Source organism: Nocardioides sp. zg-1230, assembly GCF_013155335.1.
GTDB lineage: Bacteria > Actinomycetota > Actinomycetes > Propionibacteriales > Nocardioidaceae > Nocardioides.
The window spans coordinates 140,240-160,586 of record NZ_JABJQZ010000002.1; the positions used below are offsets into that span (position 1 = coordinate 140,240).

The window sequence follows — 20,347 nt, forward strand, 5'->3', positions numbered from 1 at the left end:
TCTAGCACCCCGTTCTCGTGAACAGACACATCTTCGCGATCGCAACGGCAGCCTGTGAGCCCATGGCCTCGACCTGCTTCCGCCCGTCGCCGTCGGGATAGCCGGCGTGCCCCCCGTGGCGCACCACCAGCAGGGCGCGACCGACCCGGACGACCAGCGCGCTCTCGCCGAAGACCGACGGGCTGCCGTCGAAGGTGTCGCGCTCGAGTATCGCCCACGCCTCGTCGCCCAGCTCGACCGGGCGGACCTCGCGGGTGGTCCCGAAGCCGTCCTCGCCCACCGGTTCGCTCGGGCAGGCCCGCTGGTGGTCCGCGAGGCCCTCGATCGCCGCGTCGGCAGCGGCGGCGTCCTGGTACGTCGTGAGCTGGCGACTCCGGTAGTCCTCCGCGTTGGCCCATCCGGCGACCAGGCGGTCGACGTGCTCGGGGTCGCGCCACACCTGGCCGCAGGCGCGGAGCTCCGGGGCTTCGGCCGTGCGGCTCGGGCCCTGCCTGCCGTTGTCCGCGCCGGGCTCGGCCGTCGCGTCCTCGGGCCATCCGGCCAGCAACGGGAAGTCGTCGGGGATCTCCTCGGTCCGCTGGGTCGGCTCACCGGACGGCAGCGGGGACGTCGGCGCGGGCGTGGACGGCGACGACGGTGGCTCGGACGAGGGAGCGGACGGAGGAGCGGTCGGCTGGCTGGGCGTCTCGGTGGGCGAGTCGGTCGGCTCGGCGGGTGGCCCGGTGGGTGGCTCGGTGGACGGCTCGGTGGACTGCTCGGTGGACGGCGAGGTCGTCGGGGTCTCACCGAACAGCGTGAGGGCCGCGACGGTCCTGCGCAGCGGCGCCACGGTGGCGTCGACCGCCTCCGGGGCGCCGTCGCGCGTCCACTGGCCGTAGGTGGAGCTCACGAGCAGCGCGGCCCCGACGGGCACGACGTGGACGACGGTCGCACCCGTGCCGGGCTCGCCGTCGACGCTGTAGGTCTGCAGGAGCGTGGTGGCCGGCCCGGGGCCGAAGGGCGAGGCGAGCACCTCGGTGCGCGTCTCCATGTCACGGCCGGGGTCCGGCTCGGCGCAGTCCGAGGCGAGACCGGCGAGCCGCTCCGCGAGGCGTACGGCGTCCTCGGGTGCCCCCAGGACCAGCAGCTCCCGGGTGTCGGCGGACTCGCCGCCGCTGTTGTCGGCGACCATCCGGTCGCGGGTGCCCAGTCCGCGCAGCGGGGAAGTGCCGCACAGCTCGAGGTCACGCAGGCCGGTGCCGGTGCGCGAGGTGGGGACGGTGTCCGCGGGTCCGCCCATGCCCGAGGACAGCGGGAAGTCGTCGGGGATGGTGGTGCCGGCGGTCCGGTCGCTCGCCGTCGTGACGGAGCCCGACGAGCCGCCCGGCGCCGCTCCGCCGGACGACCGGTCGCCGCACCCGGCGAGCGTCAGGGCGCACGCCAGTGCGGCCGTGACGAACCGTGCGCGGCGCTTCATGCCGGTGAGACACCCTCACGGGCCGGAAAGTTGCGTCGGCAGGTTGCGTCGTCAGCGTGAGGAGTCGAGCGGCTCGAGGCGCTGCGCCACGCGTCGGGCGAGGTCGACGAAGTCGGCGCGCGACATCGTCATGTTGCGGTCGGGAGCGAAGCCGAGCTGGGAGACGGCACCGCCGTCGCGCACCATGGCCATCAGGAACGGGAACGACTGGCTGTCGTTGATCTCGAAGGTCAGCGCCCAGACGCTCAGGTCGCCGGCCTTGCTGGCGCTCGAGGCCAGCTCGGTGACGTCGGTGCCCAGGTTGGCGCGCCCGCACTGGCGGATGCGGTCGCGGACCTGGTCGACGAAGGTGCCGGCCTTGCCCGGGCTCATCGCGCCCACGGTCTGGGTGAGGCCGAGCTGGGAGGCGTTGGGCGTCTCGGGGAAGAGGAAGGTGCGGGTCAGGGCCTTGCTGATGCCCTTGCCCTGGAAGGTGGTGCGGTCGCAGCGGGTCGCGGCGTAGTTGTTGCGGGCCTTCTCGGGCTCGGTGCCGACCCAGGGGCCGCGCACGCCCGCGACGGGCGGCAGGTCGACCACCGACAGCAGCCCCGGCGGCGTACCGATCGCGAGCGGGGGAGTGGCGCGGGACTTCGCGCGCCCCGCGCAGGTGCCGGCGCCCTCGGCGCCGCAGACGCCGTTGACGGCGGCGGACAGCCCGGTCAGCACGGCCTTGTCCGGGACGGGCCGGCCCTGGCTGCGCACGACCTGGGTGACCACGAGGCTGCCGCTGCGCGCCATGGCAACGGTCAGGGTGGCCGGCTCCTTGCCCCACGACCGGAGGCGGAACGTGCGGGCCTCGTCGCCGACGCGCTTGACGGTGCGGGTGTCCATCAGCTGCGTGCGGGGGTCGATGCAACCGGCGAACCACAGGGACGCCGTGTCGAAGCCCTGGGCCGCCTGCCGGGGGCTGCGCGACATCTCGACCATCTCGACGGCCGTCGACCGCACGTCGGTGACCTCGCGCTCGCGGGTGCGCTGGCGGTCGCCCTTGCCGACCTTCCTCTTCTCGACGCGTGTCTCGCTGCCCTCCCACGTGCGGGCCACCGCCGTGATGCCGTCGGGGTCGGCGAACCGCTCGCGCTGGCACGGCGCCAGCAGGCCGTCGCCGGTCAGGTTGTCCGTGGTCGCGGTCTCGGTCCACTCGAGACCGGGGCCGAACCGGGCGAGCTGGGCCGGGGAGAGCAGCGAGTCGCCACTGATCATCTCCGCCCCGACCTCGTCGGCGACCGGCTCGTGCACCGTGACGCCGGGGGTGGCCTTCTCCTCGCTGAGGCTGGTGGGCTCGGCGCCGGCGCCGGTGGCGACGAGGGAGCCGGAGGCGAGGAGCGCGGCGGTGGCGAGTCCGGCGCCGATGACGGTGTGCGTACGACGTCGCGCGGCGCCGGCGCGCCGGATGACGGTGGCGCGGGGCCAGCGGATGTCCTCGAGCGGGCCGGCGAGGGCGTGGAGCAGCCGCGGGATGTCGGTCGTCGGCGCGTCGCGGTGCAGCGAGAACTGCGAGCTCGCCGTCTGCAGCTCCCGCTCGGCGTCGGCCCGCGGCAGGCCAACCGTGCGTGCCACCTCGCCGAGCGAGAGGGCCGAGAGGACGTTGAGCACGAGCAGCTCGCGCTGGCGGGTGGTGAGCTTGGACAGCGCCTCGAGCGTGCTGCGCACGTCGGGGTCGAGGGACTTGTCGCGGTGCCAGATCCGGGCGGTGTGCCGCCGTCGGGCACGGCCGAGGGCGAGGGGACGGACGTAGCCGTCGCGGTCCTCGAGCTGCCCGACCTTGCGCCAGCGGTGCCACGCGACCACGAAGGCGTCGCGCACGGCGGCGCGGGACGCCGGCGCGTCACCGGTGAGGGCGTACGCCTCGTGCAGCAGGCGGTTGCGCGTCTCGACGTAGTAGGCGTCGAAGGTCTCGGGGCTCCTCATGACCGCTCCACGGTACGGGAGGTGGTCACGTGGCGCACATCGATCCCCGCACATCGCCGGGGCGGCGTGGCAGCGCGATCTGCCGAGGGGAGCGGGTGATGATGGGGCGGCCATGACGTCGCTCCTCACCCGACCCGACCACGCACGGACCGACGCTGCCCGGCCGCGTCCGCTCGTGCTGATCGCCACCCTCGGCGGGGCGCTCGCCGCGCTGGGCCCGCTCGTGGTGCTGCTCGCGATCGGCGTCATCGGCTGGTTCGCGACCGACGCCGGGGTGCACGGCGCACCCCGCGACGGCATGCGCGTGGGCGCCCTCGCCTGGCTGGCCGGTCACGGCTCCGGCATCACGGTGATGGGCGCGCGGATCACCATCGTCCCCCTCGGCGTCACGGCGATCGCCGCGTGGTCGATGTGGCGGCTCGGCCACCGCGTCGGCGACTCCGTGTCCGGCCACGGGCCCGACGCCGACCGGATCTCCGACGGCGAGCGCGACTTCACCGTGCCGACCGCCATCGCCCTCTTCTTCGCGGCGTACGCCGTCGTGGCCGTGGTGGTCGCGACCCTCGCCGCCGGCACCACGGCCGACCCGTCGCTGCCGCGGGTGCTCGGCTGGACCCTCCTGCTGACGGCCTTCGTCGCCGCTCCTGCCATCGCGATCGGGTCGGGCCGTGCGGCGATCTGGGCGGCCTTCCTGCCCGCCTCGGTGCGAGCGGGCGCCGCCGTCGCGGGCGCGGTGCTGGCGCGTCTCCTGGCCGTCTCTGCCCTGGTCTTCCTCATCGGCTTCGTCGCCTCCTTCGACGAGGCCGCCACCATGACCTCGCGGCTGCACCCCAGCCCGGGCGAGGCCGGCCTCTACGCCCTCGTCAACGCCGCCTTCGCCCCCAACGCCGCCCTGTTCGCCGGCTCGTGGCTGCTCGGCCCGGGGTTCGCGGTGGGCGGCGCCACGCTCGTCTCGCCCGGGGCGGTCGTCCTCGGCCCGCTCCCGGTCGTGCCGCTGCTCGCCGCGCTGCCGGCGGTCGGCACCCCGCCGGGTTGGGTGGGTGCGCTGCTGGCACTCCCGACGTTGGTCGCCGCGGTGACGACCCACCGCACGCTGCGCGGCCGCCTCCTGACCTGGGACCGGATCGCCCTCGCCGGGTGCGGTGGCGGGCTGGCGGCCGGGGTCGGGTTCGCGCTGCTCGCCTCGCTGTCCGGTGGCGCGGCCGGACCTGGTCGGATGCGCTTCGTCGGGCCCTTCACCCGTGACGTCCTGGTCCACGCCGTGACGGCGTGCGGCATCGGCGCGCTCCTCGGTGCCTCGGTGCTGGCGTGGTTCGCCTGGCGTGCCGCGCGCAGCGTCCCGTCCGACCCGGGACCCGCCGCCAGCACCGGCACCGGCTCCGGCACCGGCTCTGACTCCGTCGCCGAGGACTGACCGTGGGGGCTGGACACAGCCACGGTGCGAGCGCCTCGTGGGGGCCGGCGCCGCGGCAGATCAGGTTGCTGATGGCGGCCCTGGTGGGGCCGCTGGTGCTGGCGACCCTCGTCGGCCTCGTCGTGCTGTGGCCCGACGGCGACCTCGAGGTCAGCGGGCCGGGCGTCGACGTGGAGCGTGGCACCGCGGAGGTGCAGTCGATCGGTCCGTGCCGGCAGGAGGTCGAGGGGTGCCAGCTCGCGCAGGTCGAGCTGCTCAGCGGCCCCGGCGCCCCCGGTGAGACGGAGGCGCTGCTGCCCTACGGCTCGCAGGCCCCGGAGGTGGTGGCGGGTGACCGCATCATCGTGTCGTTCACCGCACAGGCGCCCGACGGCGAGCAGTACGCCTTCCAGGACTTCGACCGCGGACCGCCGCTTCTCGTGCTGCTGATCCTGTTCGCGGTGGGCGTCCTCGCCCTGTCGCGCTGGCGCGGCATCGGAGCGCTCGCCAGCCTGGCGTACTCGCTGGTCCTCATCGCTGCGTTCACGCTGCCCGCCATCATGGAGGGCTCCTCGCCGCTCCTCGTCGCCGTGACGACCGCGGCCGCGATCATGCTGGTCACGCTCTACCTCTCGCACGGCCTCAGCGTCCGGACGACGGTCGCGATGCTCGGGACCCTGGTGTCGCTGGTGGTGATCGGCGGCGTGGGGTGGGTGTTCACCGAGGTCGGCCACTTCACCGGCCTGGTCGACGAGGGCAGCCAGTACATCTCCGGCATCGCCGCGCAGGTCGACCTGCGCGGGCTGCTGCTCGCGGGACTGGTCATCGGTGCCCTCGGCGTGCTCGACGACGTCACAGTCACCCAGACGTGGGCGGTCTGGGAGCTCGCCGACGTCGACCCCGACGCCAGCACCCGCTCGCTCTTCACCCGGGCGATGCGCATCGGTCGCTCGCACGCGGCCTCCACGGTCAACACGCTCGTGCTGGCCTACGTCGGCGCCACCCTGCCGCTGATGCTGGTCTTCTCCGCGCTGTCGCTGCCCTTCGGGATCGCGGTCAGCCAGGAGGTCGTGGCGCAGGAGGTGGTCCGCGGACTCGTCGGCGGGCTCGGGATCCTGGCCGCCGTGCCGGTCACCACGGCGATCGCTGCCCTGGTCGCGAGCCGGCTGGTCCGGGAGCGGACAGCCGGATCCGCGCCCTCGCACCGCGCCTAGACTCACGCCTCGTGAACCGCCCCACCCGCCTCGTCGTCCTCGTCTCGGGGTCCGGCACCAACCTGCAGGCGCTGCTCGACGCCTGCGCCGATCCGGCGTACGGCGCCCGGGTCGTCGCCGTCGGCGCCGACCGGGAGGACATCGAGGGCCTGGCCCGCGCGGAGCGCGCCGGGATCCCGACCTTCGTGCGGAAGGTGTCCGACTTCGAGACGCGCGAGGGCTGGGACGCGTCGCTGGCCACCGTCGTGGAGCGCTTCGAGCCCGACCTCGTCGTCTCGGCCGGCTTCATGAAGCTGCTCTCACCTACGTTCCTCGACCGGTTCCTGACCCTCAACACCCACCCAGCGCTGTGCCCGGCCTTCCCCGGCATGCACGGTCCGCGCGACGCGCTCGAGCACGGCGTGAAGGTGACCGGCGCGACGCTGTTCGTGGTCGACGCGGGTGTCGACACCGGGCCGATCATCGCCCAGGTGCCGGTGGCGGTGGAGGACGACGACGACGTCGAGTCGCTGCACGAGCGCATCAAGACCGCCGAGCGCGCGATGCTCGTCGACACCGTCGGCCGCATCGCCCGCGAGGGCATCACGGTCGAGGGCCGCAAGGTGCGCATCGGCGCCGGGGCTCGGTAGTCTGAGGGCACACGACTGGCGCAGGTGGGTCACCACCAGGGAGTGACGCCGGGGACCATCGAACGCCTGGGTGCCCCCGACTCGAATCGACCGAGGAGTCCCGTGTCTGCTGAGCACCGCATCCCGATCCGCCGAGCGCTCGTCTCCGTCTACGACAAGGCCGGTCTCGACGACCTGGTCCGCGGCCTCCACGAGGCCGGCGTCGAGCTCGTCTCCACCGGTGGCTCGGCCGCGCTGATCGAGTCGCTCGGCCTGCCCGTCACCAAGGTGGAGGACCTGACCGGGTTCCCCGAGTGCCTCGACGGCCGCGTCAAGACGCTGCACCCGCGCGTGCACGCCGGCATCCTCGCCGACCGCCGCCTCGACACCCACGTCGCGCAGCTCGAGGAGCTCGGCGTGGAGCCGTTCGACCTCGTCGTGAGCAACCTCTACCCCTTCACCCAGACCGTCGCCTCGGGCGCCGGCCCCGACGAGTGCGTCGAGCAGATCGACATCGGCGGCCCGTCGATGGTGCGCGCCGCGGCCAAGAACCACCCCAGCGTCGCCATCGTCACCTCGCCCGCGACGTACGACGCCGTGCTGGCCGCCGTCACCGCCGGCGGGTTCACGCTGGCCGAGCGCCAGCGCCTCGCCGCCGAGGCGTTCGTGCACACCGCGACGTACGACGTCCACGTGGCGTCGTGGATGGGCAACGTGCTCACCGACACCAGTGAGGGATCGGGCTTCCCGGCGTGGATGGGCGCGACGTGGACCAAGGAGGCGGTGCTGCGCTACGGGGAGAACCCGCACCAGTCCGCCGCGCTCTACAGCAACGGCTTCCTGCCGGGCGGTCCCGGCCTCGCCCAGGCGACGCAGCACCACGGCAAGGAGATGTCCTACAACAACTACGTCGACGCCGACGCGGCGCGGCGGGCGGCGTACGACTTCGACGAGCCGGCCGTGGCGATCATCAAGCACGCCAACCCGTGCGGCATCGCGGTCTGCTCGGACGACGTGCCTGACCCGATCTCTGTGGCCCACCGCAAGGCCCACGAGTGCGACCCGGTCAGCGCCTTCGGCGGCGTGATCGCCACCAACGTCCCGGTCTCCGTCGCGATGGCCGAGCAGGTCGCCGAGATCTTCACCGAGGTCGTCGTCGCGCCCGGCTACGAGGACGGCGCCGTCGAGGTGCTCCGGGCCAAGAAGAACATCCGCGTCCTCGAGTGCGCGCCGCTCACCCGCGGCGGCGGTGACCTGCGGTCGATCTCCGGCGGGCTGCTGCTGCAGGACCGCGACGTGATCTCCGCCGAGGGCGACGACCCGTCGACCTGGACCCTCGCGACGGGGGCGGCGGCCTCCGACGAGGTGCTGGCCGACCTCGCGTTCGCCTGGCGCGCCTGCCGGGCGGTGAAGTCGAACGCGATCCTGCTCGCCTCCGGCGGCGCCTCGGTCGGCGTCGGGATGGGTCAGGTCAACCGCGTCGACTCCTGCCGCCTCGCCGTCGAGCGGGCGGGGGAGCGGGCGTCGTCCGCGGTCGCCGCCTCCGACGCGTTCTTCCCCTTCGCCGACGGCCCGCAGATCCTCATCGACGCCGGGGTGAAGGCGATCGTCCAGCCCGGTGGCTCGGTCCGCGACGCCGAGGTGGTCGCGGCCTGCGAGGCCGCCGGCGTGACGATGTACCTCACCGGCGCGCGCCACTTCTTCCACTGATCACGGACGCGCAGGCCTCAGCCCATCTCCCTCTCCCTAGGATGACCACCGTGACCGCACAGACCCTCGACGGCGCAGCCACGCTGCGGACCATCAAGGCGGAGCTGGCCCAGCGCGTCGCCGCGCTGAAGGAGCACGGGATCACCCCGGGCCTCGGCACGGTGCTCGTGGGCGACGACCCCGGCTCGCACTGGTACGTCGGCGCCAAGCACAAGGACTGCGCGGAGATCGGCATCACCTCCATCCGCCGCGACCTGCCCGCCACGGCCACCCAGGCCGAGGTGGAGGCCGTCATCGACGAGCTCAACGCCGACGACGCGTGCACCGGCTTCATCGTCCAGCAGCCCACCGGGCTCGACGAGTTCGCGCTGCTCTCACGGGTCGATCCCGACAAGGACGTCGACGGGCTCCACCCGGTCAACCTCGGCAAGCTGGTGCTGGGCGAGGCGGGCCCGCTGCCCTGCACCCCCGTCGGCGCCATCGAGCTGCTGCGCCGCCACGGCGTCGAGATCGCCGGTGCGGAGGTCGTGGTCGTCGGCCGTGGCATCACGGTCGGGCGCCCGCTCGGGCTGCTGCTGACCCGCCGGTCGGAGAACGCCACCGTCACGCTGTGCCACACCGGCACGCGCGACCTCGCCGCGCACGTGCGCAGCGCCGACATCGTCGTCGCGGCCGCCGGCGTGCCCGGCATCATCACCGCCGACATGGTCAAGCCGGGTGCGGCCGTCCTCGACGTCGGCGTCTCGCGCGTGGACGGCAAGGTCACCGGCGACGTGGACCCCGGCGTGTGGGACGTGGCGGGGTGGGTCTCGCCCAACCCGAAGGGCGTCGGGCCGATGACGCGCGCGATGCTGCTCACCAACATCGTGGAGATCGCCGAGAAGTCCGTCCGGTCCTGACATGGCCGATCCCGAGCGCCCCGACCGGCCCGAGCCGACCGTCGAGCCCCCCGAGTCGGTGCCGCCGGTCTCGGCCGAGCCGCCCCCGGAGGACCCCGACGAACCGCGCCGCTACCCCTCGACGATCGGGGGAGCGTTCTACCTGCTCGTCCTCGGCGTCGTCGCGGTCGCGCTGGTCGTGGTGGCGCTCGGCGAGTGGCGCAGCGGCATCCGGCTGATGGGCGGGGCGCTGATCTTCGCCGCTGCCGTGCGGCTGGTGCTGCGGCGACGCGACGCCGGCATGCTCGCCGTACGTCACAAGGTGCTCGACGCGGCCGTGCTCATCGTGCTCGGCGGGTTGCTGATCTTCCTCGCCGGGTCCATCCCCGACCAGCCCGGCGGGTTCTAGACAGCACGAAGGACCGGACCCGACGGGTCCGGCCCTTCGCAGGTGATCAGATGAGACCCAGCTCCGTGACGGCCTTGCGCTCGTCGGCGAGCTCGGCGGTGGAGGCGTCGATCCGGGCGCGGGAGAAGTCGTCGATCTCGAGACCCTCGACGATCGACCAGTCGCCACCCGAGGTGGTGACCGGGAACGAGGAGATCAGGCCCTCGGGGACGTCGTACTCGCCGCTGGACACGACCGCCATCGACACCCAGTCGTCCTGCGCCGAGCCGAACAGCCAGTCGCGGGCGGCGTCGATCGTGGCCGACGCGGCCGAGGCGGCCGAGGAGGAGCCGCGCGCGTCGATGATCGCGGCGCCGCGCTTGGCGACGGTCGGGATGAAGTCGTTCTCCAGCCAGGACTGGTCGCCGACGAGCTCGGCGGCGTTCTGGCCCTTGACCTCGGCGTGGAAGAGGTCGGGGTACTGGGTGGCGGAGTGGTTGCCCCAGATCGTCATCTTCTTGATGTCGGTGACGCTGGCCCCGGTCTTGGCCGCGAGCTGCGAGATCGCGCGGTTGTGGTCGAGGCGGGTCAGCGCGGAGAACCGCTCGCGCGGGATGTCGGGGGCGTTGCTCATCGCGATGAGCGCGTTGGTGTTGGCCGGGTTGCCGGTCACGCCGATGCGCACGTCGTCCGCGGCGACGGAGTTGAGGGCCTTGCCCTGGGCGGTGAAGATCGCGCCGTTGGCCGAGAGCAGGTCGCCGCGCTCCATGCCGGGGCCGCGGGGGCGGGCGCCCACGAGGAGGGCGAGGTTGACGCCGTCGAAGATCTTCTCGGCGTCCGAGCCGATCTCGACGCCGGCGAGCTGCGGGAACGCGCAGTCGTCGAGCTCCATGACGACGCCCTCGAGCGCCTTGAGGGCCGGCTCGATCTCGAGCAGTCGCAGCTCGATCGGGCGGTCCGCGGCCAGGGCACCGCTGGCGAGGCGGAAGAGCAGGCTGTAGCCGATCTGACCGGCGGCGCCGGTGACGGCCACCTTGAGAGGTTCGGAGGTCACGGTTCGTACTCCTCGTGAGGGTGGTCTCGGATCTGTTCCGGGTTGTCCGGCTGACGCTAGCAGCGCCCGATCCGCCGTCGACCGCTGGTCTGCGGCTGGCATGCTGGCGCCCATGACGAGGGGGCCCGGAGCCGTACGCCGCCCGCTGGCGGCGGCAGCGCTGGCGACGGTCCTGCTCGGTCCCGTCGGCCTCACCGGCTGCGCGGGCATCGGTCAGCCCGCGCCCTACGACTCCCCGGGCATCAACGGCCTCGTCATCCCGACGCCGACCCCGGCGCCCGCCGACTTCGTCCGGGGCGTCGACAACCCGTGGCTGCCGCTCGAGCCGGGGACGCGGTGGACCTACGACGTCCGCGAGTACGGGCGCACGACGGGCAGCATCGTGGTGGACGTGCGCGACGGCACGGTCCCGGTGGCTGGCCTCGACGCCACGGCCGTCGAGACCACGACCGACCTCGCCGAGGGCGCGACCACCGTGGAGACCCACCTCTACGCCCAGGACGAGGCGGGGAACGTGTGGCTGGTCGGCGCGGACGTGGGCGACACCTCCTGGCGCGCGGGCGACGGCGGCGCGCAGGCCGGGCTCGCGATGCCCGCCGACCCGCGGCTCGGCGACGGCTGGCTGTCGTACGACGTCTCGGACCTGCCGCGCGCGAGCGCCACCATCGAGGACCAGTCCAGCGAGCTGGTGCAGCTGCGCAACGAGGCCGACACCTCGACCCGCACGGTGTACGAGAAGGGTGTCGGCCTCGTGGGCCTGCAGGACCTCGATGCCGGCTGGACCGCCGAGCTGGTCGAGGACTGAGCGGAGCTAGTCGGGTCGGCGCACCTGGGTGCGGCCGTCGTCGTCACCCTCGGGGTTGCCCCAGTGGCCGGGCGCGCTCTGCCCGGGCTGCTGCGGCTGCTGGCCGGGCTGCTGGGGCGCACCCCACTGACCCGGCTGGGACTGACCGGGTTGGGCCGGCTGCTGCTGCGGTACGGGCTGACCCCACTGCCCGGGCTGCCCGGGCTGCTGGGGCTGCTGTGGGGGAGCGGCCTGCGGCGCGCCGTACGCCGGGTCGGGCTGCTGGCCGGGCTGGCCCCACTGCTGCTGCGGGGGAGCGCCCCACGCGGCGCCGGGCTGGCCCCAGCTGCCCGGCTGGCCCTGGTTCCACTGGGCCTCGTAGTTGCCCGGCACGAACTGGTCCTTCTTGCCGCCGCCGAAGTTGAGGCCCGAGCCGGCGACCGGCTCGGCGCCCTGGCCGAAGAGGACCGGGTAGGTGAGGCCGGCGATCGCGGCGCCGAGCAGCGGAGCGAGCACGAACAGCCACAGCTGGACGACCGCATCGGTGCCGGCGAAGACGCCGACGCCGATCGAGCGGGCCGGGTTGACCGAGGTGCCGGTCAGGGGGATCGAGGCGAAGTGGATCATCGCGAGCGACAGGCCGATCGCGAGCGGGCCGAGCGCGACGTTGACCTCGTTGCGCGCGTCGGTGACGGCGAGGATGACCCACACGAAGACCGCGGTCATGAGCAGCTCGAGCAGCAGGGCGGCCCACCAGGCGAAGCCGGAGCCCTGGTCGCCGAAGAAGTTCTGGCCCATGTTGCCCTCGGCGACGAAGCCGTCGAAGCCGTGGCCGAGGCCGAAGAGCACGGCGCCGGCGAGCAGGGCGCCGAGCAGCTGCGCCGCCATGTAGATGCCGACCTGGCTCCACGGCAGGCGTCCGCCCAGGACGGCGCCGAGCGTCACGGCCGGGTTGAAGTGACCGCCGGAGATGCGCCCGAAGGCGTAGGCCATCACGAGGACGGTGAGGCCGAAGGCCAGGCCTGTCGCGACGAGGTCGCCGCCGCTGTAGACGGCGGTGCCGCAGCCGAAGAACACCAGCACGAAGGTGCCCAGTGCCTCTCCCGTGAACTTCTGCCCGGTGGTCGGTGTGTCTTCGACGGTGTCGCTCATCGCGAGTTCCTCCAGAGTCAGGTGGCCGTACCCCTCGTAGGCCGCTGCGAGCCTAGCGGCGTGGGGAGAGGGGTGCGAGGGTAGGCGAGTCGCCACCGCTTCCCCGCGTCAGGTATCTTGACGTCAAGAGTTATGACCGGACCAGATCACGAGCTGCAGGAGCTGTCGTACATGGCCAAGATCATCTACACCCACACCGACGAGGCGCCGCTGCTCGCGACGTACTCGTTCCTCCCGATCATCGCCGCCTACGCGAAGACCGCCGGTGTGGACGTCGAGACCCGTGACATCTCGCTGGCCGGTCGCGTGATCGCGCAGTTCTCCGACCGGCTCACCGACGAGCAGCGCCTCGACGACGCGCTCGCCGAGCTCGGAGAGCTCGCGACGAAGCCCGAGGCCAACATCATCAAGCTGCCCAACATCTCCGCCTCGATCCCGCAGCTCAAGGCCACCATCGCCGAGCTGCAGTCGCAGGGCTACGACCTGCCCGACTACCCCGAGAACCCGCAGACCGACGAGGACCGCGAGGTCCGCGCCCGCTACGACAAGGTCAAGGGCTCCGCGGTCAACCCGGTGCTGCGCGAGGGCAACTCCGACCGTCGCGCGCCCGCCTCGGTCAAGAACTACGCCAAGGCCCACCCCCACTCGATGGGCGCGTGGAGCAGCGACTCGAAGACGTCGGTCGCGACGATGGGCCACGACGACTTCCGCAGCAACGAGCAGTCCGTCGTGCTCCCGGCCGACGACACCCTGTCGATCGTCCACGTCGGCAGCGACGGCCAGGAGACCGTCCTCAAGGAGGGTCTCGCGGTCCTCGAGGGCGAGGTGGTCGATGCGACCTTCATGAGCGCGGCCCACCTCGACGAGTTCCTCGAGCAGCAGGTGGCCAAGGCCAAGGCCGACGGCGTCCTGTTCTCCGCCCACCTCAAGGCCACGATGATGAAGGTCTCCGACCCGATCATCTTCGGCCACGTCGTGCGCGCCTACTTCGCCGACGTCTTCGCCCAGTACGGCGAGCAGCTGGCCGCCGCGGGCCTGTCGGCCAACGACGGCCTCGGCGCCATCCTGTCCGGCCTCGACAAGGTCGACGGCGGCGCGGAGATCAAGGCCGCCTTCGAGAAGGGCCTCGCCGAGGGGCCGGCGCTGGCGATGGTCGACTCCGACAAGGGGATCACCAACCTGCACGTCCCCTCCGACGTCATCATCGACGCCTCCATGCCGGCGATGATCCGCACGTCCGGCCAGATGTGGAACGCCGACGGCGAGCAGCAGGACACCCTCGCGGTGATCCCGGACTCCTCCTACGCCGGTGTCTACCAGGCCGCCATCGACGACTGCCGCACCCACGGCGCCCTCGACCCCTCGACCATGGGCTCGGTGCCCAACGTCGGCCTGATGGCCAAGGCGGCCGAGGAGTACGGCTCGCACGACAAGACCTTCGAGATCCCGGCGGCCGGCAAGGTCGAGGTCCGCAACGCCTCCGGTGACGTGCTGATGTCGCACGACGTCGAGGCCGGCGACATCTGGCGCGCCTGCCAGACGAAGGACGCCTCCATCCGCGACTGGGTCAAGCTCGCCGTCACCCGTGCCCGGGCCAGCGAGACCCCGGCGATCTTCTGGCTCGACGAGACCCGCGCCCACGACGCCAACCTCATCGCGCTCGTCCAGAAGTACCTGGCCGACCACGACACCGAGGGCCTCGACATCCAGGTCATGGCGCCGGCCGAGGCGACGACGTACTCCCTCGAGCGCATCCGCAAGGGCGAGGACACCATCTCGGTGACCGGCAACGTGCTGCGCGACTACAACACCGACCTCTTCCCGATCCTCGAGCTCGGCACCAGCGCCAAGATGCTCTCGATCGTCCCGCTGATGAACGGCGGCGGCCTCTTCGAGACCGGTGCCGGCGGGTCGGCCCCCAAGCACGTGCAGCAGCTCGTCAAGGAGGACTACCTCCGCTGGGACAGCCTGGGCGAGTTCTTCGCCCTGGCCGCCTCGCTCGAGCACCTCGCCGACTACGACGACAACAAGCGGGCGAAGATCCTCGGCGACACGCTCGACAAGGCCACCGAGACGTTCCTCAACGAGGACCGCTCGCCCGGTCGCAAGCTCGGCACGATCGACAACCGCGGCTCGCACTTCTACCTCGCCCTCTACTGGGCCGAGGAGCTGGCGAAGCAGACCGAGGACGCCGACCTCGCGGCGGCGTTCGCCTCGCTTGCGACCTCGCTGCGCGAGAACGAGCAGACGATCGTCGACGAGCTGCTCGCCGTGCAGGGCAAGCCGGCCGACATCGGCGGCTACTTCCGCCCCGACGCGGAGAAGGCCGCCGCGGTGATGCGCCCGTCGGCCACGTTCAACGACGCCATCGCCTCGCTGGGCTGAGCACGGACACCACGACGACATGACCACGGGGGAGCAGTGGCCGCCGCGCGCGCCCCTGCTCTCCTCGGGCTGGCTGGTCCTCGGCAACCTGCTGCCCCTCTGGGCGGTGTGGGCCGGCCACATGTCGGTCGGTGACGTCTTCGTCGTCTACTGGATCGAGAACGTCTCCTACTGGGCGATCACCATCGTCAAGGTCCGCACCGCCCGCGGCCCTGACACGCCCGGGGCCGGATGACCCTCAACGGACGACCGGTCGACGCCTCGGACGCAGGGGCGCTGTCGTTCTTCTTCGCCCTCCACTACGGCATCTTCACGCTCGTCCACGGCGTGTTCGCCTTCGTCATGGCCTTCCTGTCCGGCGGTGACCTGCACCCCGGCACGTGGGCGTTGGCCGGCCTGGTCCTGGCGTTGAGCCACCTCGGCTCGCTGTGGATCAACTGGTACGACAACGGCGAGCGGTGGCGGGTCTCCACCTCGACCGCCATGTGGCAGCCCTACCCCCGCATGCTCGTGCTGCACGTCGCGATCATCCTGGGCTTCGGCCTCGTGCTCCGCTCGGTCGGGACGGACGACGCCACGACCGGGCTCGAGGAGGTGGCGCCGGTGCTGCTCCTCCTCGGCCTCAAGACGGTCGTCGACCTCGCCCTCCACCTCTGGGAGCGACGCCGCGCGGCGGCCCCCGCGGCTGCGACCGACCCGGTCTGATCCCGGCCTGGTGCCGCCCTGATGCCGTGATCCCGGCCACCTCCCGCTCCGACGCGCCGTTGCCGGGGAACAAAACCCGCTGCGCCCCTCCTTGCGCCAGGTGATGACCACGACCGCCGAGACCTCCGCCCTGCCCGCCGACCCCTCCGGCGACCTCGACGTCCCCTCGGTGACCGCGCGCCACTTCGGCCTCGCCGTCCTCGCGCTGGCGATGGGCGGGTTCGCCATCGGCACCACCGAGTTCGTCACGATGGGCCTGCTGCCCCAGATCGCCGCCGGCGTCGGCGTCTCGATCCCGACCGGTGGGCACGTCATCTCGGCGTACGCCGTCGGGGTGGTCGTCGGCGCGCCGGTGCTGGCGTTCCTCGGTGCCCGCCTCCCGCGTCGCGCCCTGCTGGTGGCCCTGATGGCGGCCTTCGCCGTCGGCAACGGGCTGAGCGCGCTGGCGACGTCCTATGAACAGCTGATGCTCGCCCGCTTCGCCGCCGGGCTGCCGCACGGCGCCTACTTCGGTGTCGCCTCGCTGGTGGCCGCGAGCATGGCGCGCCCGTCCCGCAAGGGCCGCGCGGTCTCGCTGGTGATGCTCGGCCTGTCGGTCGCCAACGTGATCGGCGTACCAGCGGCCACCGTGCTCGGCCAGGAGCTCGGCTGGCGCGCGGCCTTCTGGGCCTCTGCCGCCCTCGCCGTGGTGACCCTGGCGCTCGTCGCGTGGCTGGTCCCGTCCGTGCCCGGTGACGCGGGCGCGAGCGGTCGCCGCGAGCTCTCCGCCTTCAAGGTCCCGCAGGTGTGGCTGACCCTGCTCGCCGGCGCGGTCGGCTTCGGCGGCATGTTCGCCGTCTACTCCTACATCGCCCCCGTCGTGACCGACGTCGCCGGCCTGGGCGAGCGGTCGGTGGCGGTCTTCCTGCTGTCCTTCGGTCTCGGCATGGTGGCCGGCACCTGGCTGGCCGGGGTCATGGCCGACTGGTCGATCTTCCGCTCGCTGATCATCGGCGGTGTCGGCATGGCCTTCACCATGCTGGCCTTCTGGCTCGCCGCCCCCCACGGCTGGGCCGCCCTGCCCGTCGTCTTCCTCATCACCACGCTCGGCTCGGTGCTGGTGGTCAACCTCCAGCTGCGGCTGATGGACGTCGCCGGTGACGCCCAGACCCTCGGTGCCGCGATGAACCACGCCTCGCTCAACATCGCCAACGCGCTCGGCGCGTGGCTGGGCGGGCTCGTCATCGCGGCCGGCTGGGGGCTCCGCGCCCCCGCCCTGGTCGGTCTCGGCCTCTCCGTCGCCGGGGTGGCCATCCTGCTGCTGTCCGCCGCCCTCCACGTGCGGGGACGGGACGCCGTACCCGCCTGATCGGCGCTGCCTTGCGGGCAGGACCGTGCACGCTCTTTCCGTTGATGTTGCGTGGTGTTAACACGGGCGGAACTCTTGCGTAGCCCAGACTTGGAACGATCCAATCCATGAGGGCGGGCAGGCCGCCCAACATCTTCCGGAGGGGGACGTCATGGACGAGGACAAGATCGCGCGGCAGGTGGAGCGTCGCCGGCAGCTGGCCGACCGCAACACGGGTGCGGTGGTCGAGCTGCTCAGGCGGCGCGAGGAGCTGCGAGGGATCTACCCGGCAGCCGACCTGGTCGCCGAGAACGTCGGCTGGGCCGTCTGACTCCGTCCTGGGCGCAGGTCGCCGCTCACCGGGAGAGCGGGGCCTGCGCTCAGAGCGACCAGCAGTTGCCGAGCTCGGGCAGCCCGGCAAAACGCGCCTCGAAGAACGGCAGCGCCTCGGCCAGGTGCGGCGCCATGCCACCGACGTGGAGCGGCGCGACGTTGGTCGAGAACCGGACGTTGGCCCCGGACGCGCACCACGACCGCGCCATCGCCCGGCCGACGCCGTACGGAATGGTGTCGTCGAGCACGGAGTGGGTGACCAGCACCGGGACCCGCGGCCGGATCGTGCCGATGCGCTGCGCCTCGATGATCGAGGCGAACGGCTCCCGCGTCATCAGCTCCGACATCGGTCGGCCGTCGGCACTCAGCGTCGACGACCGGACGAAGGCGTTGTCGAGCAGGTCGAACACGCAGTCCTGCTCGACGCCGTCCATCGCCGCCCGTCCGGCGGTGTTGAGGTAGGGCGTCAGGTCCACGTCGTGGCTGGCCGCGAGCCCGCGCAGCGCAAAGAACGCGAACGCGGAGAACAGCCCGCCGTCGAGGTTCGTCGCCACCGTGGCGAGGTCGGCCGGCACCGCGCCGACGACTGCGCCGCGCACCTTGAGGTCGGGCGCGTAGGTCGGGGCCAGCTCGACCGCCGAGGCGGCCGCGCCGCCGCCCTGGGAGTAGCCCATCAGGCCGACGGGGCTGGCGCTGCTGAGCCCGGTGCCGGACAGTCGCTGCGCGGCGCGTACGACGTCCAGCGTGGCGCGGCCCTGCGAGACGCGGTCCATGTAGGTGTGGATGCCGGCTGTGCCGAGGCCCTCGTAGTCGGGCATCGCGACGGCGTAGCCGCGCAGCAGCAGGCCCTCGATGCCGATGCCCTCGTACTCGATGCCCTCGGAGAACTGGCGCGAGGGAGCGCACCGGTCGGCCATGCCCTGGGTGCCGGGGCGTAGCCGATGACCGGGCGCGACCCGAGGCCGACCCACGGCGAGCTGGGCACCAGGACTGTGCCCGAGACGGCGATCGACGTGCCGCGGCGGTTGGTCGTCGTGTAGAGCACGCGCTGGGCGTTGCGGACCAGGCTCGTCGCGTCGAGCGGGTCGAGCAGGAACGTCATCTTCTCGCTGCGGATCACGGTTCCGTTGCCGGCGGGCAGGGTCGCGGGGGCCTCGTAGAACGCGGGCCGCGGCGGCTCGTCGACGACGGCGTGCGCGGACGTCGTACCGAGTGCGGTGGTCGCGGCCGTGGCGGCGATCGTGGCGGTGAGCATGGTCGTGACCGTCGCGAGCGCGCGGCGGAGCGGAGCGGTGTGCATGGCGATTCCCTCCCGGCCGGACCCGGACCGGCCGATGGAGGGAACCTACTCGTGAGTCACATCACGCGTTAGTGTGACGTGCGTCACGCCCAGCCGTAGACCATCCCCATGGCCTCGCGCACCTCGTCGAGCGTGGCCTCGGCGACCTCGTTGGCCCGGGCGTTGCCACGGCGGAGCACCTCGTCGAGGTAGCCCGGGTCCGCCTCGAGCTCGGCGCGGCGGGCCCGCAGCGGGGCGAGCTCGGTGTTGATCGCCTCGGTGAGGCGGCCCTTGAGCGCACCGCCGCCGCCGTCGCCGATCTCCTCGGCGACCGCCGCCGGGTCGACGCCCTCGCACAGGCCAATGAGCGTCAGCAGGTTGGCCACCTCCGGGCGGCCGTCCGGGTCGTAGGTGATGAGGCGGTCGCTGTCGGTCTTGGCGCCCTTGAGCTTCTTGGCGGTCTCGTCGGCACTCATCCGCAGCTCGACGACGTTGCCCTTGGACTTGCTCATCTTGGTGCCGTCGGTGCCGAGGATCAGCGGCGCCTCCGACAGCAGGGCGCCGGGCTCGGGGAACACCGGGGCGTACCGGTCGTTGAAGCGGCGCGCGACCACCCGCGTCTGCTCGAGGTGGGGGAGCTGGTCGCGACCGACCGGCACCACGTTGGCCTTGCAGAACAGGATGTCCGCGGCCTGGTGCACCGGATAGGTGAGCAGCAGGCCGCCGATGGAGGTGATGCCGGCCGACTTGGCCTCGTCCTTGACGGTGGGGTTGCGTTGCAGCTCGGCCACGCTGACCAGGCTGAGAAAGGGCAGCATCAGCTGGTTGAGCGCCGGCACCGAGGAGTGCGTGAAGATCGTCGCCTTCTCCGGGTCGAGCCCGGCCGCGATGTTGTCGACCAGCAGGTTGCGCACGTTGCCCGCGATGTCGCCGGCGATGTCGCGGTCGGTGATCACCTGGTAGTCCGCGATCAGCTGCCAGATCTCGGCGCCGCTGTCCTGGAGGCGGAGGCGGTTGCGGATCGAGCCGAAGTAGTGGCCGATGTGCAACGCCCCGGTCGGACGGTCCCCGGTCAGCATGCGCAGCGAGGCCGGGTCCTTCGCCATCTGCTCCTCGATGGCGTCGCTGCGAACCTGTGCGGCGCGGAAGGTGTCACTCACGCGGTCGATCCTAATCAGGGGCCGAGCGACGTCGCGAAGGGGTTCTGTAGGGTCTCGGGGGTGCCCACCATCGGAGTAGCGATCGCGATTCCTGAGCCCTGGGCGACAGAGCTCCAGGACTACCGGACCAGCGTCGGCGACACGACGGCGACGCAGATCCCCACGCACATCACGCTGGTCCCGCCGACCGAGGTGCCCGACGCCGACCTCCAGACCGTCTGCGCGCACCTGACCCGTGCTGCGTCCAGCGTCCCGCGGTTCGACATCCACCTGCGCGGCACCGGCACGTTCCGCCCGGTCTCGCCGGTCGTGTTCGTCACCCTGGCCGAGGGGATCTCGGGCTGCGAGGTGCTCGCGGGCGCCGTACGACAGGGACCGCTCGAGGTCGAGCTGCACTACCCCTACCACCCGCACGTCACCATCGCCCACCACCTCGACGACCAGGCGCTCGACCGGGCGTTCGCGGAGCTCGCGGACTTCGAGTGCCGCTTCGCCGTCGACGCGTTCAGCCTCTACGTCCACGAGGCCGACACCGGCTGGCGGGTCACCGACCACTTCGAGCTGGGCTGAG

General features: G+C 72.5%; 19 protein-coding genes. 13 read left to right on the top strand and 6 right to left on the bottom strand.

The genetic code is table 11. From position 1 onward, the window contains the following. Window position 1: 1 nt before the first annotated feature. Both HOO61_RS08715 and HOO61_RS08720 read right to left on the bottom strand, forming a co-directional pair. On the bottom strand, window positions 2–1,456 hold the full coding sequence (locus HOO61_RS08715) for a hypothetical protein (RefSeq protein WP_172258340.1): 1,455 nt from the start codon (window positions 1,454–1,456) through the stop codon (window positions 2–4). A 51-nt stretch (window positions 1,457–1,507) separates the two neighbouring features. Further along, a complete protein-coding gene (locus HOO61_RS08720; protein ID WP_172258341.1) occupies window positions 1,508–3,406 on the bottom strand; it encodes a hypothetical protein in 1,899 nt (632 codons plus the stop codon). 112 nt (window positions 3,407–3,518) lie between these two features. On the opposite strand from HOO61_RS08720, the gene HOO61_RS08725 reads away from it, so the two are divergent. The 6 genes from HOO61_RS08725 (at window position 3,519) to HOO61_RS08750 (ending at window position 9,618) form a co-directional block, all read left to right on the top strand. Beyond that, window positions 3,519–4,820 (top strand): DUF6350 family protein, encoded by a 1,302-nt coding sequence (locus HOO61_RS08725; protein ID WP_172258342.1) that lies wholly within the window; start codon window positions 3,519–3,521, stop codon window positions 4,818–4,820. A gap of 2 nt (window positions 4,821–4,822) precedes the next feature. Continuing rightward, window positions 4,823–6,013, top strand: coding sequence for a YibE/F family protein (locus tag HOO61_RS08730; RefSeq protein WP_172258343.1), 1,191 nt, complete (start codon window positions 4,823–4,825; stop codon window positions 6,011–6,013). Window positions 6,014–6,024: 11 nt separating this feature from the next. Continuing rightward, window positions 6,025–6,642: a phosphoribosylglycinamide formyltransferase gene (gene purN, locus HOO61_RS08735; RefSeq protein WP_172258344.1), complete on the top strand. Its 618-nt coding sequence runs from the start codon at window positions 6,025–6,027 to the stop codon at window positions 6,640–6,642. Window positions 6,643–6,744: 102 nt separating this feature from the next. Next, complete coding sequence (gene purH / locus HOO61_RS08740; RefSeq protein WP_172258345.1) at window positions 6,745–8,331, top strand: bifunctional phosphoribosylaminoimidazolecarboxamide formyltransferase/IMP cyclohydrolase; 1,587 nt, start codon at window positions 6,745–6,747, stop codon at window positions 8,329–8,331. A gap of 50 nt (window positions 8,332–8,381) precedes the next feature. After that, window positions 8,382–9,230 (top strand): bifunctional methylenetetrahydrofolate dehydrogenase/methenyltetrahydrofolate cyclohydrolase, encoded by an 849-nt coding sequence (locus HOO61_RS08745; RefSeq protein WP_172258346.1) that lies wholly within the window; start codon window positions 8,382–8,384, stop codon window positions 9,228–9,230. Window position 9,231: 1 nt separating this feature from the next. Beyond that, on the top strand, window positions 9,232–9,618 hold the full coding sequence (locus HOO61_RS08750) for a DUF3017 domain-containing protein (protein WP_172258347.1): 387 nt from the start codon (window positions 9,232–9,234) through the stop codon (window positions 9,616–9,618). A 46-nt stretch (window positions 9,619–9,664) separates the two neighbouring features. Here HOO61_RS08750 and HOO61_RS08755 read toward each other — a convergent pair whose 3' ends face one another. Then, entirely contained in the window at window positions 9,665–10,651 is a 987-nt protein-coding gene (locus HOO61_RS08755) for a malate dehydrogenase (RefSeq protein WP_172258348.1), read from the bottom strand. A 112-nt stretch (window positions 10,652–10,763) separates the two neighbouring features. Here HOO61_RS08755 and HOO61_RS08760 point away from each other — a divergent pair, with 112 nt between their 5' ends. After that, complete coding sequence (locus HOO61_RS08760; RefSeq protein WP_172258349.1) at window positions 10,764–11,456, top strand: hypothetical protein; 693 nt, start codon at window positions 10,764–10,766, stop codon at window positions 11,454–11,456. 6 nt (window positions 11,457–11,462) lie between these two features. Here HOO61_RS08760 and HOO61_RS23710 read toward each other — a convergent pair whose 3' ends face one another. After that, on the bottom strand, window positions 11,463–12,587 hold the full coding sequence (locus tag HOO61_RS23710) for an aquaporin (protein WP_216658758.1): 1,125 nt from the start codon (window positions 12,585–12,587) through the stop codon (window positions 11,463–11,465). A 171-nt stretch (window positions 12,588–12,758) separates the two neighbouring features. Between HOO61_RS23710 and HOO61_RS08770 the strand changes: the two genes are divergently transcribed. From HOO61_RS08770 to HOO61_RS08790, 5 genes are all read left to right on the top strand, one after another. Then, window positions 12,759–14,972, top strand: a complete 2,214-nt coding sequence (locus tag HOO61_RS08770; protein WP_172258810.1) for an NADP-dependent isocitrate dehydrogenase — start codon at window positions 12,759–12,761, stop codon at window positions 14,970–14,972. Between the two features lie 19 nt (window positions 14,973–14,991). Continuing rightward, a complete protein-coding gene (locus HOO61_RS08775) occupies window positions 14,992–15,207 on the top strand; it encodes a DUF6498-containing protein (protein WP_172258350.1) in 216 nt (71 codons plus the stop codon). Further along, window positions 15,204–15,677, top strand: coding sequence for a DUF6498-containing protein (locus HOO61_RS08780; RefSeq protein ID WP_172258351.1), 474 nt, complete (start codon window positions 15,204–15,206; stop codon window positions 15,675–15,677). Before HOO61_RS08775 ends, HOO61_RS08780 begins: the two co-directional genes overlap by 4 nt. 103 nt (window positions 15,678–15,780) lie before the next feature. Next, window positions 15,781–17,025 carry an MFS transporter gene (locus tag HOO61_RS08785; RefSeq protein WP_172258352.1) on the top strand — a complete coding sequence of 415 codons (1,245 nt, stop codon included), beginning with the start codon at window positions 15,781–15,783 and terminating at the stop codon, window positions 17,023–17,025. A gap of 151 nt (window positions 17,026–17,176) precedes the next feature. Next, the gene (locus tag HOO61_RS08790; protein WP_172258353.1) at window positions 17,177–17,335 is read left to right on the top strand and encodes a hypothetical protein; all 159 of its coding nucleotides are present in this window, start codon (window positions 17,177–17,179) and stop codon (window positions 17,333–17,335) included. Window positions 17,336–17,384: 49 nt separating this feature from the next. Here HOO61_RS08790 and HOO61_RS08795 read toward each other — a convergent pair whose 3' ends face one another. Next, complete coding sequence (locus tag HOO61_RS08795; RefSeq protein ID WP_216658759.1) at window positions 17,385–18,254, bottom strand: lipase family protein; 870 nt, start codon at window positions 18,252–18,254, stop codon at window positions 17,385–17,387. A 466-nt stretch (window positions 18,255–18,720) separates the two neighbouring features. Then, on the bottom strand, window positions 18,721–19,776 hold the full coding sequence (trpS, locus tag HOO61_RS08800; RefSeq protein WP_367650087.1) for a tryptophan--tRNA ligase: 1,056 nt from the start codon (window positions 19,774–19,776) through the stop codon (window positions 18,721–18,723). A gap of 60 nt (window positions 19,777–19,836) precedes the next feature. Between trpS and HOO61_RS08805 the strand changes: the two genes are divergently transcribed. Beyond that, entirely contained in the window at window positions 19,837–20,346 is a 510-nt protein-coding gene (locus HOO61_RS08805) for a 2'-5' RNA ligase family protein (RefSeq protein ID WP_172258354.1), read from the top strand. Window position 20,347 lies beyond the last annotated feature (1 nt).